We start from the raw sequence: 13,781 nt of genomic DNA, 5'->3' as shown, positions 1-13,781 counted from the left end.
TGCGACCCCGCATCAGGCCAGAACAGGTGCGACATCGCGGCGCATACAGCGCGCATAATACGCCCAGAACAGCCGCGCCGCGACACTGCGCCAGGGGCTCCACGCGAGGCTGATGGTCTCCAGCGCCCGCGCAGAGGGTCGCGCCTCCAGACGAAAGGCATGCGCCACAGCGCTCTGCAGCGCGACGTCCCCGACCGGAAACACATCCGGGTGACCCGCACAGAAGACGAGATAGACCTCCGCCGTCCAGCGGCCGATGCCGGGTAGCGCACCCAGCGCCGCGATGGCAGCGTCCGGGTCCATATCGCAGATCCCTTCCAGATCGAGCACCCCGGCCTCCACGGCAACAGCTGCGGCGCGCAAGGCCTTGATCTTTGAACCCGACAGGCCGATGGCACGGCCATCCTCCTCGGCAAGCGCGAGGAATGCGCCCGCCTCGACCATGCCGAGCCGCAATGTCATCCGGTTCCAGATCGCCGCCGCACTCGCCTTGGAGATCATCTGCGACACGATGATTGCGGCCAACCCGGAAAAGCCGGGTTCGGACCGCCGCAGCGGCACCGGTCCGGCAGCTGCGATGATGGGCGCAAGGCGGGGATCGAGCGTGCCCAGGGCCGCAAGGCCGAGGGAGACATCGTGATCGCTCGAAATCCGCATCGTGAGGGTTCCCCTGCCGTCTTGGCCCGGCTGCGCATTGATGGCAGAAGAAGACCATGCCGAACAGCCCGTTAAAGCCCCCGGTCTATCGCTTCGCGCCGAGCCCCAACGGCGCCCTTCACCTCGGCCATGCGCTTTCTGCCCTCCTCAACGCAGACTTTGCGAGCGCTGCAGGCGGCCGGCTTCTGCTGCGGCTGGAGGATATCGACCGCACCCGCTGCCGACCGGAATTCGAACAGGCAATCTTCACGGATCTCGCCTGGCTCGGCCTCACCTTCGAAGAACCCGTGCGGCGCCAGTCCGAACATTTTTCCGACTACGAGGCCGCGCTCGACCGCCTCAAGGCCCGTGGCCTCGTCTACCCCGCTTTCCTCACGCGCGGCGAGATCCGCGCGCATGTCACAGCCACCGAGGCCGGCGGCGGCACATGGCCACGCGATCCCGACGGTGCGCCGCTTTATCCGGGTTCCGAGCGAACGTGGAACGCCCGGCAGAAAGAGGAAGCGGTTGCCGCGGCAGAGACGACCGGACGCCCCTATGCCTGGCGTCTGGACATGCGGAAAGCCTGCAGCGCCATCGACAGGCCGCTCACATGGCGCGAGACCGGAACCCGCCCTCAAGGCGGAACGGACAATCCGGAAAGCGCGGCAGGCGCGATCACGGCACGGCCGGAAGCGTGGGGCGATGTCATTCTGTCGCGACCGGATGCGCCCTCCAGCTACCACCTGTCGGTGACAATCGACGATGCGTTGCAGAGCGTGACGCATGTCGTGCGCGGGCAGGACCTGTTTCACGCTACAGCGGTGCACCGCCTGCTCCAGACCCTGCTCGACCTGCCGGAACCCGTCTACCACCACCACCGCCTCATCCTCGGGCCGGACGGGCGCAAGCTGTCGAAAAGCCATCGCGATACGGGTCTGGGTGCGCTCAGGGAAAGCGGCCTCTCAGCCGCGCATGTCCGCGCGCTTCTGCTCTGAGGACGCCTCATCGTCGGGAAGCGCGATGTCGCGCGTCGCAGCGGCCTCGACTGCCGGCATGCCGCGGAAATGGCGGATGACCATGCGCTTGACCTTGTACTTCATGATCGCGGCATTGATTTCTGCGCCGATGATGAAGATGGCGCCGACCATATAGAGAAACACGAGTACGATCATGATCGAGGCGAGCCCGGCATAGGTCGAAACGTAGTTGGCAAAGGTCGAGAGGTAGGAGGCGAAGCCGAAGGCGCCGATCGTCCATGCGATGAGCGTGATGAGGATGCCGGGCAGCACGTCCATGATCTTGCGCCGGCCGTCGGGTAGCCAGAGATGCGACACGATCAGCCCGCCGGTCAGGATCAGAAGCGCGAGCGCCAGGCCCCAATTGTCGACCATGGACAGAACCTCGTCCAGCCAGGGCAGCCAGCGGTCGGCATAGCGCAGCGCGAGCGGTACCGCCACGAGCAGCAGGCTGACGAAGGCGAGGATGACGACGCCTGCCAGCACGAAGCCAAGGCTGGCGATGCGCGTCACGTACCAGGGCCGGCTCTCCGCAACGCGGTAGGCACGATTGAGCGAAATGCGCAGCGCCTCGACGCCGTTGGAGGCGAAATAAGCCGCAGCCAGCACCGAGACGGTCAGCAACCCACCGCGCGGCGTCGTCAGCACCTGCACGATCTCGTCGGCGATCGGCTTTGCGATCGACGGGGGCCAGGTGTCGAAGATCAGGTGGACAGCCGTCGTTGCGAACTGGTCGGCCCCCAGAAAGCTGCCGAGTGCGGTACCGAAGATCAGAAACGGGAAGATCGCGAGCAGCGACGACAGTGCGACGTGGCTGGCCATCGCCCAGCCGTCATCGTCGCTGAAATGCCACAGCGCATCGAATGTGACCTTCCAGGCCATACGCAGGAACAACGGCATCCGGTCTCCGCTCTCAAGGGCACGACGTCCCCTCTACCGGGATACGTAACGCGTCGCGATTTGGTTTCATGCACGTTCATTCAGGCAGGCGCTGCAAGATTGTCACCTGCCTGCGAATATGGGAAACCAGCGCTCCAAGTCCACCTGCCCGCACGCAAAGTCCGGAACCGACGGAGCCTCATGACAGATCGCCCTTCCATCATCGTCACAGGATGCTCCTCCGGCATCGGCGCCTATGCGGCAAAGGCGCTGACCCGCGACGGCTGGCGCGTCTTCGCCACCGTCCGCCGGGAGGAAGACCGCGTCGGACTGGAGGCCGACGGCATCGAAACCTTCCTGATGGACTACACCCGCACGGAAACGATCGCGGCCATGGTCGAGGCGGTTCTGGCGCTGACCGGCGGGCGGCTGGATGCGCTGTTCAACAACGGCGCCTACGGGCAGGCTGGCGCGGTCGAAGATCTGCCGACCGAGGCGCTTCGCCTGCAGCTCGAAACCAACGTCATCGGCTGGCACGACCTGACCCGCCGCATCATCCCGGTCATGCGTACGCAGGGCCGTGGCCGCATCGTGCAATGCTCCTCCATTCTCGGCATCGTGCCTTACAAATGGCGCGGCGCCTATAATGCATCGAAGTTCGCCATCGAGGGCCTGTCGCTCACCCTGCGCATGGAGCTTGCTGGCACCGGCATCGAGGTCAGCCTGATCGAGCCCGGCCCGATCGAATCGCGCTTCACCGCCACTGCCGTCACGCATATCCGCCGCCATATCGATCTCGAGGGCTCGGTCCACCGGGAGGAATATGCCCGCCAGATGCGCCGGCTGACCGGCGAAAGCGGCCCGTCCCGCGGCAAGCTCGGGCCGGAGGCGGTTTATGCCGTTCTTGTGAAAGCTTTGACGGCAAAACGCCCGAGACCGCACTATATTGTGACTCAACCCGCCAAACAGGGCGCTCGGCTGAAAAAACTGCTTCCGGCGGGCCTGTTCTATCGCATTATCGGGCGTCTCGGCTGAGCGGCCGGATTCTCTCTGGTGGGACGGCAAGCGGCCGTCAGAAAGACTGCGCATGAGTTCCTTCCTTACCGGCCTCACTCTGCTCGTGATGGGCCTCGTCGTCATCGTGCTGATCCGTGGCCTGATCACCATGGCCAAGGGCGGCAGCGGCAACGCCTCCAACAAGCTGATGCAGGCCCGCGTCCTGCTGCAGGCGGTCGCCATCGGCCTGATCATGCTGACGCTCTGGATTACCGGCGGAGGACGCTGACATGGTCAAGCTCAACAAGATCTACACCCGCACCGGTGACGACGGTACGACAGGCCTTGCCGCCGGCCCCCGCCGCCTGAAAAACGACCTGCGGATCGAATGCTACGGCACGATCGACGAGGCGAATGCTGCGATCGGCATGGCGCGCCTGACGACGTCGAGCGAACCGGAGGTCGATGCGATGCTGAAACGCATCCAGAACGATCTTTTCGATCTTGGCGCAGACCTCTCGACGCCGGATACCGGCGAAACCCTGCCCTACGAGCCGCTGCGCATCGTCGCCGGTCAGGTCGCGCGGCTGGAAAGCGAGATCGACCGTTTGAACGCCGATCTTGAGCCGCTGCGCTCCTTCGTGCTGAACGGCGGCACCCCGGCTGCAGCCCACCTGCACCTCGCCCGCACCATCGCGCGCCGCGCCGAGCGCTCCATGGTCGCCCTCTCGCACACCGACGGCGAGACAGTCAGCCCGGCAGCGCTCGAATATGTGAACCGCCTCTCCGACTTCCTCTTCGTCGCAGCCCGCTGGCTGAACGATCGCGGCAGCGGCGACGTCCTCTGGGTGCCCGGTCTTACAAGGTAAGGCCCGGCCTTACGCGGTAACGCCGCCTGCGCCGGAGGAGACACGATGTTCATACCGCTTCACGACCGCAACAACCTGAAGCACATCCGCCTGCAGGTCGTGACGATCGGGCTGATCCTTGCGAACGTCGTGATCTTTTTCCTCACCGGCCCGCTTTTCGTCGAAGCCTCCACCGTCAATGCCGATCTTCTCGGCTTCGGCTACATCCCGGCACTGATCTTCGGCGATGCGACGCTGGCACCCGGCATCGCCGTCGTGCCGGAGGCCGCGACCCACATTACCTATGCCTTCCTGCATGCCGACCTCTACCACCTCGGCACCAACATGCTGTTCCTCTGGGTGTTCGGCGACAATGTGGAAGATGCGCTGGGGCACGTCCGCTTCCTGATCTTCTACCTTGCTTGCGCGGCGGCCGGCGCCGTCGTCCACGGTTTCGTCGTCCCGTTTTCGCAGGCGCCGCTGATCGGCGCATCCGGTGCCGTCTCGGGTGTCGTCGCGGCCTATTTCCTCCTGCACCCCAAAGTCCGCGTCTGGGTGCTCGTCCTCTTCCGCATTCCTTTGCCGCTTCCGGCCTTCATCCCGCTCGCCCTCTGGATCGCGCAACAATTCTACATGCTCGCCGTCGATCCCTCGGCCGATGTCTCCTGGGGTGCCCATGTCGGCGGCATACTTGCCGGCCTGCTGCTGGTCCTCATCATGCGCCGCAAGGGCGTTCCCCTCTTCGACCGGGTCGTCGTCGTACCCAAGGCCGTGCGCCTCGTGGAGACCGCACCGCGCGAGACCCTACCGTCAACGCCGCAGGGCGGAACGGGGCCCTGGGGCACGCGACCGTGAACGGAAACCGGACACATCTCCACGAGAATTTTCGCAGGAACTATTGACGTGCACGTAAAGGTCAGTAATTTACGCGTCGGGACCGGGAGCGCATTCAGGCAAGATTGTATTTGTGGAAAAAACGCGTATCGATGTCGCCAATCGACTGACGGGGCGGCAAGGGAATATGCGATCCCATGATGCAGGACGTCTGAAAAGCTTGCGGCTTTAAGACCGGCGTCGAAAGCGCCCCGCTGACATCCACTGCCGAGATTCGATGAAGGAAGGCTCCATGAAAATTCTTGTCACCGTGAAGCGCGTCGTTGACTACAACGTCAAGATCCGCGTCAAGCCGGACGGTTCCGGCGTCGAGCTTGCCAATGTGAAGATGTCGATGAACCCCTTCGACGAGATCTCCGTGGAAGAAGCGCTGCGGCTGAAGGAAGCGGGCAAGGCGACGGAAGTGGTCGTCGTCTCGATCGGCCCGGCCAAGGCCGAGGAAACCCTACGCACCGGCCTCGCCATGGGTGCGGACCGCGCAATTCTTGTCGAGACCGATGCCGCCGTCGAGCCGCTGGCAGTCGCCAAGATCATCAAGGGCGTCGTGGACGCCGAACAGCCGTCCCTCGTCATCGTCGGCAAGCAGGCGATCGACGACGACTCGAACCAGACGGGCCAGATGCTGTCGGCGCTGCTCGGCTGGAGCCAGGGCACCTTCGCCTCCAAGGTCGAACTGGGTGCCGACAAGGCAACCGTGACCCGCGAAGTGGATGGCGGCCTTCAGACGATCGACATCAAGCTTCCCGCCGTCGTCACGACGGACCTGCGCCTCAACGAGCCGCGCTACGCCTCGCTGCCCAACATCATGAAGGCGAAGAAGAAGCCGCTCGACAAGAAGACGCCTGCCGATTTCGGCGTCGACACCACGCCGCGCCTGACCGTGCTGAAGACCGAAGAGCCCGCCGGCCGCAAGGCTGGGATCAAGGTCGGTTCGGTCGCCGAACTCGTCGACAAGCTGAAGAACGAAGCCGGCGTGCTCTAAGCCTCGGGCGAAGCTCCGCCGCCGGTCCGCAGAGGCCGGGCGGCGGCCTTCGATCCAGACGCCCTTGCACGTGATGTGCTGCCGGATGCCCCGTCGAGATCGACAGGATGGTGCCGCAGCGAAGACAGATTGAGACTTTGAGGAGAACATACGACATGGCCATTCTTCTTCTGGCAGATCATGACGGTCAGACCGTTTCGGACGCCACCGCCCGTACCATCAGTGCCGCAACCGCGATCGGCGGCGACATTCACGTTCTGGTCGCCGGCACTGGCGCGGATGCCGCAGCGGCGAGCGCTGCGGCGCTCTCCGGCGTATCCAAGGTTCTGCTCGCCGATGATGCGGGCCTTGCCAACAACCTCGCCGAGCCGCTGGCAGCCCTGCTCGTGTCGCTTGCCGGCAGCTATGACGTGCTGATCGCGCCGGCCACCTCCGTCGGCAAGAACGTCATGCCGCGCGTCGCAGCCCTGCTCGATGTTGCGCAGATCTCGGAAATCACCGAAGTCGTTTCGGCCGACACGTTCAAGCGTCCGATCTATGCCGGCAACGCCATCCAGACCGTACAGTCTGGCGATGCCAAGAAGGTCATCACCGTGCGCACCTCGACGTTTGCGCCCGCCGCCGCCGGCGGTTCGGCACCGGTCGAGCCCGTGTCCGCGGCAGCCGATCCCGGCCTGTCCACCTTCGTCGGCGATGCCCTGTCCTCGTCCGACCGTCCGGAACTGACCTCGGCGAAGATCATCGTCTCCGGTGGTCGCGCTCTCGGTTCGGCGGAGAAGTTTCAGGAAGTCATCCTACCGCTCGCCGACAAGCTCGGTGCCGCCGTTGGCGCAAGCCGTGCCGCGGTCGATGCCGGATACGCTCCGAACGACTGGCAGGTCGGCCAGACCGGCAAGGTCGTCGCCCCGCAGCTCTACATCGCCTGCGGCATCTCCGGCGCCATCCAGCACCTCGCCGGCATGAAGGACTCGAAGGTCATCGTCGCCATCAACAAGGACGAGGACGCCCCGATCTTCCAGGTCGCCGATTACGGCCTCGTCGGCGACATCTTCACGATCCTGCCGGAACTCGAAAAGGCTCTGTGAGTCAGCCACACCGATAATTGAACGGCCGCATCCCCCCGATGCGGCCGTTTTGCATTCGAAGACGCGCAAAGAGCGACGGAAAGCACTGGCAAAAACGACGGCCAGCCGGTATCACTTTCATACAGGCCTTCAGCGGTCCTGAACGTCGGCTGCGATTGGGGAACATCGGCTTGATGATCAAGAATGTCGGAATCGTCGGTGCGGGACAAATGGGCTGCGGCATCGCGCAGGTCGCCGCGATGGCAGGGTACAAGGTACACCTCTACGACATTGCGCCCGACCGCATCGAGGCCGGCCTTGCCACGATCAACGGCAACATGGCCCGCCAGGTCTCTTCCGGAAAACTGACCGAGGATGAGCGCAAGAAGGCGCTGACGCTGATCAAGGGCTCCTCGGACCTGACAGATCTTTCGCCGGCCGACCTCGTGATCGAGGCCGCTACAGAAGACGAGAGCATCAAGCGCAAGATCTACGTCGCCGTCTGTCCGGTGCTCAAGCCGGACGCGATCCTTGCCACCAACACCTCCTCCCTTTCGATCACCCGCCTCGCCTCCGCCACGGACCGCCCCGAGCGCTTCATGGGCATCCACTTCATGAACCCGGTTCCGGTCATGAAGCTCGTGGAACTGGTGCGCGGCATTGCAACCGAGGAGGGCACGTTCGCCTCGGCCCGCCAGTTCGTCACGGCCCTCGACAAGACCATCACGGTTGCAGAGGATTTCCCGGCCTTCATCGTCAACCGCATCCTCCTGCCGATGATCAACGAGGCGATCTACACGCTCTATGAAGGTGTCGGCACCGTCGATGCCATCGACACCGCCATGAAGCTCGGCGCGAACCACCCCATGGGCCCGCTGCAACTCGCCGACTTCATCGGCCTCGACACCTGCCTGTCGATCATGCAGGTCTTGCATGACGGCCTTGCCGACAGCAAATACCGCCCCTGCCCGCTTCTCGTGAAATATGTCGAGGCCGGTTGGCTCGGCCGGAAGTCCGGTCGCGGATTCTATGACTATCGCGGAGAAATCCCGGTTCCGACACGTTAAAACCACTTCAAATTGTATTGACGATTAGGAATATTGAATGCAATCCTGAGTTCGCCTGCTTTACGGCACGGAGTTCTCATGACTGCAAAAACCAGCGCGCGGAACGTAAGCCTGAGAATCCCGTCCTCTCGTCGAGCGAGCGTACGGTTGATCGGCACCCTCGTCGTCGTCCCCAATATCGTCTTCCTGCTCGCGATGCCCTTCTACGTGGCCGTCCGGACGATCTCCCCGCTTTTCTATGTGCTCGCCGGAACGGCTGCCTACTTTCTTCCCGGCTGGGCGGCCTACCCGGTCTTCGTGCTCGCCGCGCTTCTCGATATGGCCCTCGTCGCCATGGTCGCCTTCAATCTGCCGATGGGCGATGCCATCGACACGCTCGGTTTTCTCGCCACCATCGATGTCGCAGCATCCGCCTTCTATGTCGCGCTCATCCTGACGATGGTCGGCATGGCGCTTCTTACAGCCTGGCTGGTCAACAGATTTCGCTCCGATGTGCCGCTTGCCTCCCCCACGGCTGTGGCCTTTGCCGCGCTCTCTGTTGTCGGGCTCGATAGCGCCGTCAACCAGCCCTTCGCGACGGCAAAACCACCTTTCGACAGCGCCATCCTCCAGAACGACCTGACGGCAGCAAGGATCGCTGCATCGGGGCACAACATGCTGTTCATCGTCGTCGAGGGCCTCGGTGCCTTCGCCGATCCGCAGGATCGGGCGCTTCTAAGCCAGATCCTGCAGAAGGAAACCCTCGGCGGGCGCTATCAGCTTACCAGCGGCACGACACGCTATTCAGGCTCCACCACGGGCGCCGCCGCACGGGAGCTTTGCGGACATTGGGGCAGCTGGCTCGATTTTCTTGGCGACCAGCCCTTCGACTGCCTGCCGCGTCGCCTGAGCGAAAAGGGTCTGAGCACGCAGTCCTTCCACGGCTATTCCCGCGACATGTTCCTGCGCCATCACTGGTATCCGCAGATCGGCTTCCAACGCAGCACCTTCCTGGAGGACATGGCGGCAGACGTGCCGAGCCCCACGCCATCGCGCTGCGGCAATGTCTTCAAGGGGCTCTGCGACACGGAAATCGCCGGCGTCGTGGATGCCGCGCTCAAGGCCGATCCGGACACGCAGAAATTCGTCTATTTCCTGACGCTGAACACGCATATTCCCTACCAGCCCTCCGCCAGCGACAGGCTCGGCTGTGCCACCATGGCGCCGGCCATCGACAACCGCACGGTGTGCGACCTGACAAACCTGTGGAGCGACCTCTTCCGCTCGGTGGCCGTCATCGCGCGCGATCCGGATCTGCCGCCGACCGACATCCTCATCGTCGGCGATCATCAGACGCCGCTCTGGGAGCGCGCCGCGCGCCGACATTTCAAGCCCGGTCTTGTGGACTGGTACCTGCTACGAAGCAGTTCGCAGGGAGTGGCCGCGGCAACGACCCCGCCTGCCTCAGGAGCCGGCGCCCGCTGACGCGGCAGCGCGCACCAGCGCCCGCCCCTCCTCACCATCCCAGGCCGCCGGGCCGTTCATCGCCGAGAGCAGGCAGCCCTTGTCGTCGAGCAGCACGGTGACCGGCAGACCGAAGGCGAGCCCCTCCTTCTTCAGAGCGTTGAAGACGCCCATGGAGGCATCGCGATAGGGTTTCAGCGCCGTGACACCGGTCTCCGACAGGAACGCTTTCGGCTTCTCGTCGCTGCCGGTATCGATGTTGACGGCGACCACCTCGAAGCGGTCGTTCCCCTCGGCCCTCTCCAGCCTGTCGAGCGCCGGCATCTCCTCGCGGCAGGGCACGCACCACGTGGCCCAGAGATTGAGCAGCACCGCTCGACCTTTGAAATCGGCAAGCGTCAGGTCCTTGCCGCCACTGTCTTTGAACGTCAGCCCCTCCAGAAGCCGCGGCCGGTCGGCGGGCGCCATGGCAGCGACCTGACCCTTCATCAGCGGCGTCAGACCGGCGATCTTCGGCGCTGCCGCCGCGCATTGCCCGGCGTCATGTTGGGAAGCGACCTCCGGAGCATTGCCAGACCCGCTGTGCCTGACGTATACCGCAGCCGCACCGGCGATCAGGCCCAGAAGGGCTGCAAGCGCCACGAGCCGCAGGGCGGAGCGGGGTTTTCCCGGGTCTGTCATGTCGGTTTTCAAGACTGGTACCTTTTTTCAGGAACGGATATCTGCGATGGCCGACGGCGCTTCCGAGACGAAAACCTCCAACCAGATGTGGGGCGGTCGTTTCGCGTCCGGACCCGATGCCATCATGGAGGAGATAAACGCCTCCATCGGCTTCGACAAGAAGCTCTATGCCCAGGATATCCGCGGCTCCAAGGTCCATGCCGAAATGCTGGCGCATCAGGGCATCATTTCCGTCGCCGACAAGGATGCCATTCTCGGTGGCCTCGACACGATCCGGTCGGAGATCGAAGCCGGTACCTTCGAATTCTCCCGCCGTCTCGAAGATATCCACATGAACGTTGAATCGCGGCTGGCGACGCTGATCGGCCCTGCGGCCGGCCGGCTGCACACCGCACGCTCGCGCAACGACCAGGTCGCGCTGGACTTCCGCCTCTGGGTCAAGGAAGAGCTGCAGCGGGTCGAGACCGCCCTGACGCGCCTGATCGCCGCCTTCCTCGATCGCGCCGAGGAACATGCCGATACGGTCATGCCCGGCTTCACCCACCTTCAGACGGCCCAGCCGGTGACCTTCGGCCATCATTGCATGGCCTATGTCGAAATGTTCGGCCGCGACCGCGCCCGCGTGCGGCACGCCATCGAGCACATGGACGAAAGCCCGATCGGCGCGGCAGCACTGGCCGGCACGGGCTTTCCGATCGACCGCCACATGACGGCGAAGGCGCTCGGCTTCTCCGGCCCGACACGCAATTCCATCGACACCGTCTCCGACCGCGATTTCGCACTGGAATTTCTGTCGATCGCGGCGATCTCCGCCACCCATCTGTCGCGCCTTGCCGAAGAGATCGTCATCTGGTCGACGCCGCAATTCGGCTTCGTCCGCCTGTCGGATGCCTTTTCCACGGGCTCGTCCATCATGCCGCAGAAGAAGAACCCGGATGCCGCCGAACTGGTGCGCGCCAAGACCGGCCGCATCAACGGCTCGCTGATCGCACTCCTCACCATCATGAAGGGCCTGCCGCTCGCCTATTCCAAGGACATGCAGGAAGACAAGGAACAGGTCTTCGACAGCGCGGAAAGCCTGGAGCTGGGCCTCGCCGCCATGACCGGCATGGTCCGCGACATGACCATCAACACCGACCGCATGAAAAAGGCGGCCGGTTCCGGCTTCTCCACCGCAACCGACCTTGCCGACTGGCTGGTCCGCGAAGCCGGCCTCCCCTTCCGCGATGCACACCATGTGACGGGCCGCGCCGTGGCGCTGGCCGAGAGCAAGGGCTGCGACCTCGGCGAACTCAGCCTCGAAGACCTCCAGGCCATCCACGAGGCGATCACCGACAAGGTCTTCGATGTCCTCACCGTCGAGGCCTCCGTTGCCAGCCGCACCTCCTTCGGCGGCACGGCACCGGCCGAAGTCCGCCGCCAGATCGCCTGGTGGCGCGCGCGCAACTGAGGCGATCCTGCCCACAGCCCCCAGCCCCCAGACCCGGGGAAACCCATCATTTTTCCCGGGCGATCCATCAGAATTTCGAACGTGCGCGGTCCTTGAAAAACAGCTAAGAGGAACCGCCTGCCTTCGCAAAGGACCCGCGACGATGACATTCCGGACTGCCGCCCTGACGGCGCTGCTTCTGACGGCAACGGTGCTGACGGCCTCGGGCTGCGGCCGCAAGGGGGATCTCGAGCGTCCGAGCGTCGCCCGCGCGCAGGCTGCGAAAGAGGCCGGGAACACAACCCGTACGCCTTCGGCCACCCCGTCCAGCCTCGTACGGCCGGCAAGCGGCGCCGCACCGGCCAGTTCCGCCGTGACCGGCAACGCATCCAGCCAGACGACGGCCGTCACGCAGATGAACGTCGTTCCCGGGTCGGACAACGCGGCCGCCCGCAGCGGCCGCATCGGCGACCAGACCGACGTTCCCGAGCGCCCCTTCCTTCTCGATCCGCTGCTCTGACAGCCATCTCAAGGCCCATCCCGTGAATCATTTCGAATATCGCGACGGCGTTCTGCATGCGGAAGACGTGCCGGTCACCGACATCGCCCGCGCCGTCGGCACACCCTTCTACTGCTATTCCACAGCGACGCTGGAGCGGCATTACACCGTCTTTTCGAAGGCCTTCGAGGGCATCGACGCCCTCGTCTGCTATGCGATGAAAGCGAACTCCAACCAGGCCGTGCTGAAGACGCTCGGCCGCCTCGGCGCCGGAATCGACGTCGTCTCCGGCGGCGAACTCGCGCGCGCGCTGGCGGCCGGCATTCCGGCCGAGCGCATCATGTTCTCCGGCGTCGGCAAGACGGCCGGCGAGATGGATCTGGCGCTGGAAGCCGGCATCTACTGCTTCAACGTCGAGTCCGAGCCGGAGCTCGAAGTGCTCAACGCCCGTGCCGTGCGGCTCAACCGTCAGGCACACGTCTCCTTCCGCATCAATCCGGATGTGGACGCCAAGACCCATGCCAAGATCTCGACCGGCAAGAAGGAAAACAAGTTCGGCATCGGCTTCGAGCGCGCCCGCGCCGTCTACGCCCATGCCGCCACGCTTCCCGGCATCAAGGTCACCGGCATCGACATGCATATCGGCAGCCAGATTACCGATCTGCAGCCGTTCGAGGATGCCTTCAAGGTGCTGCGCGACCTGGTGGAGACGCTGCGCGCCGATGGCCATGTCATCGACCATGTCGATGTCGGCGGCGGCCTCGGCGTGCCCTACAAGGAAGACAACAATCCCCCGCCTTTGCCGGACGCCTATGCGGCGATCGTCAAGGAGCAGCTCGCCGGCCTGAACTGCCGCATCGTCATGGAGCCCGGCCGCCTGATCGTCGGCAATGCCGGCATTCTGGTGACAGAAACGATCTATGTGAAGGATGGCGGGTCAAAGACATTCGTCGTCGTCGATGCCGCGATGAACGACCTCATCCGCCCGACCCTCTATGAGGCCTATCACGAGATCCGCCCGGTGCGGATCTCCGCCGCCAATGCACCACGTATCCGGGCGGACGTGGTCGGCCCGGTCTGCGAGACCGGCGATTATCTGGGGCTCGACCGCGAAATGGCCATGCCCCGCGCCGGCGATCTGTTCGCCGTCAGCACGGCCGGCGCTTACGGCGCCGTTCAGGCAGGCACCTACAATTCACGGCTTCTGGTTCCCGAAGTTCTTGTCAAGGGCAACCGCTTCCACGTCGTGCGGCCCCGCACCACCATCGAAGACCTGATTGGCCTCGACAGCCTGCCGGACTGGCTTTCGGAAGACTGAGCGCCTCCGGCACGCGGGTGGGAACG

General features: G+C 64.5%; 15 protein-coding genes. 12 read left to right on the top strand and 3 right to left on the bottom strand.

All coding sequences use genetic code 11. From position 1 onward, the window contains the following. Positions 1 to 12 precede the first annotated feature (12 nt). Positions 13 to 657 (bottom strand): DNA-3-methyladenine glycosylase family protein, encoded by a 645-nt coding sequence (locus tag C8J33_RS20095; RefSeq protein ID WP_132665129.1) that lies wholly within the window; start codon positions 655 to 657, stop codon positions 13 to 15. 56 nt (positions 658 to 713) lie between these two features. On the opposite strand from C8J33_RS20095, the gene gluQRS reads away from it, so the two are divergent. Then, entirely contained in the window at positions 714 to 1,634 is a 921-nt protein-coding gene (gene gluQRS / locus C8J33_RS20090; RefSeq protein WP_132665128.1) for a tRNA glutamyl-Q(34) synthetase GluQRS, read from the top strand. On the opposite strand, the gene C8J33_RS20085 is transcribed toward gluQRS, so the two are convergent. Beyond that, on the bottom strand, positions 1,602 to 2,555 hold the full coding sequence (locus tag C8J33_RS20085) for a YihY/virulence factor BrkB family protein (RefSeq protein ID WP_132665127.1): 954 nt from the start codon (positions 2,553 to 2,555) through the stop codon (positions 1,602 to 1,604). The two genes, gluQRS and C8J33_RS20085, sit on opposite strands and share 33 nt — an antisense overlap. A 180-nt stretch (positions 2,556 to 2,735) precedes the next feature. Here C8J33_RS20085 and C8J33_RS20080 point away from each other — a divergent pair, with 180 nt between their 5' ends. The 8 genes from C8J33_RS20080 to C8J33_RS20045 all read left to right on the top strand — a co-directional run bounded on the left by C8J33_RS20080 (position 2,736) and on the right by C8J33_RS20045 (position 9,849). Further along, positions 2,736 to 3,569 (top strand): SDR family oxidoreductase, encoded by an 834-nt coding sequence (locus C8J33_RS20080; RefSeq protein WP_132665126.1) that lies wholly within the window; start codon positions 2,736 to 2,738, stop codon positions 3,567 to 3,569. A 52-nt stretch (positions 3,570 to 3,621) separates the two neighbouring features. Further along, the gene (locus C8J33_RS20075; protein ID WP_092935449.1) at positions 3,622 to 3,819 is read left to right on the top strand and encodes a twin transmembrane helix small protein; all 198 of its coding nucleotides are present in this window, start codon (positions 3,622 to 3,624) and stop codon (positions 3,817 to 3,819) included. A 1-nt stretch (position 3,820) separates the two neighbouring features. Beyond that, positions 3,821 to 4,399, top strand: a complete 579-nt coding sequence (locus C8J33_RS20070) for a cob(I)yrinic acid a,c-diamide adenosyltransferase (protein WP_132665125.1) — start codon at positions 3,821 to 3,823, stop codon at positions 4,397 to 4,399. A gap of 45 nt (positions 4,400 to 4,444) precedes the next feature. Beyond that, a complete protein-coding gene (locus C8J33_RS20065) occupies positions 4,445 to 5,233 on the top strand; it encodes a rhomboid family intramembrane serine protease (RefSeq protein ID WP_132665124.1) in 789 nt (262 codons plus the stop codon). Positions 5,234 to 5,504: 271 nt separating this feature from the next. Next, complete coding sequence (locus tag C8J33_RS20060) at positions 5,505 to 6,254, top strand: electron transfer flavoprotein subunit beta/FixA family protein (protein WP_132665123.1); 750 nt, start codon at positions 5,505 to 5,507, stop codon at positions 6,252 to 6,254. Between the two features lie 155 nt (positions 6,255 to 6,409). Beyond that, a complete protein-coding gene (locus C8J33_RS20055) occupies positions 6,410 to 7,339 on the top strand; it encodes an electron transfer flavoprotein subunit alpha/FixB family protein (RefSeq protein ID WP_132665122.1) in 930 nt (309 codons plus the stop codon). A 173-nt stretch (positions 7,340 to 7,512) separates the two neighbouring features. Further along, positions 7,513 to 8,385, top strand: a complete 873-nt coding sequence (locus C8J33_RS20050) for a 3-hydroxybutyryl-CoA dehydrogenase (RefSeq protein ID WP_132665121.1) — start codon at positions 7,513 to 7,515, stop codon at positions 8,383 to 8,385. 147 nt (positions 8,386 to 8,532) lie between these two features. Then, entirely contained in the window at positions 8,533 to 9,849 is a 1,317-nt protein-coding gene (locus tag C8J33_RS20045) for a hypothetical protein (RefSeq protein ID WP_132665120.1), read from the top strand. Here the strand turns inward: C8J33_RS20045 and tlpA are convergent. After that, the gene (gene tlpA, locus C8J33_RS20040) at positions 9,829 to 10,509 is read right to left on the bottom strand and encodes a thiol:disulfide interchange protein TlpA (protein WP_132665119.1); all 681 of its coding nucleotides are present in this window, start codon (positions 10,507 to 10,509) and stop codon (positions 9,829 to 9,831) included. The genes C8J33_RS20045 and tlpA overlap by 21 nt on opposite strands. Before the next feature lie 46 nt (positions 10,510 to 10,555). Between tlpA and argH the strand changes: the two genes are divergently transcribed. The 3 genes from argH to lysA all read left to right on the top strand — a co-directional run bounded on the left by argH (position 10,556) and on the right by lysA (position 13,755). Next, positions 10,556 to 11,959 (top strand): argininosuccinate lyase, encoded by a 1,404-nt coding sequence (gene argH / locus C8J33_RS20035; protein WP_132665118.1) that lies wholly within the window; start codon positions 10,556 to 10,558, stop codon positions 11,957 to 11,959. Positions 11,960 to 12,101: 142 nt separating this feature from the next. Next, positions 12,102 to 12,458, top strand: a complete 357-nt coding sequence (lptM, locus tag C8J33_RS27115; protein WP_165929845.1) for an LPS translocon maturation chaperone LptM — start codon at positions 12,102 to 12,104, stop codon at positions 12,456 to 12,458. A 22-nt stretch (positions 12,459 to 12,480) separates the two neighbouring features. Further along, positions 12,481 to 13,755, top strand: coding sequence for a diaminopimelate decarboxylase (gene lysA, locus C8J33_RS20025; RefSeq protein ID WP_132665116.1), 1,275 nt, complete (start codon positions 12,481 to 12,483; stop codon positions 13,753 to 13,755). Positions 13,756 to 13,781 lie beyond the last annotated feature (26 nt).

Origin of the sequence: Rhizobium sp. PP-CC-3G-465 (assembly GCF_004343445.1) — a bacterium.
Taxonomy (GTDB): Bacteria; Pseudomonadota; Alphaproteobacteria; order Rhizobiales; family Rhizobiaceae; genus Ferranicluibacter; species Ferranicluibacter rubi.
The sequence above is the reverse complement of the archived record's forward strand: the minus strand, read 5'-3'. Positions and strand labels throughout refer to the sequence as shown.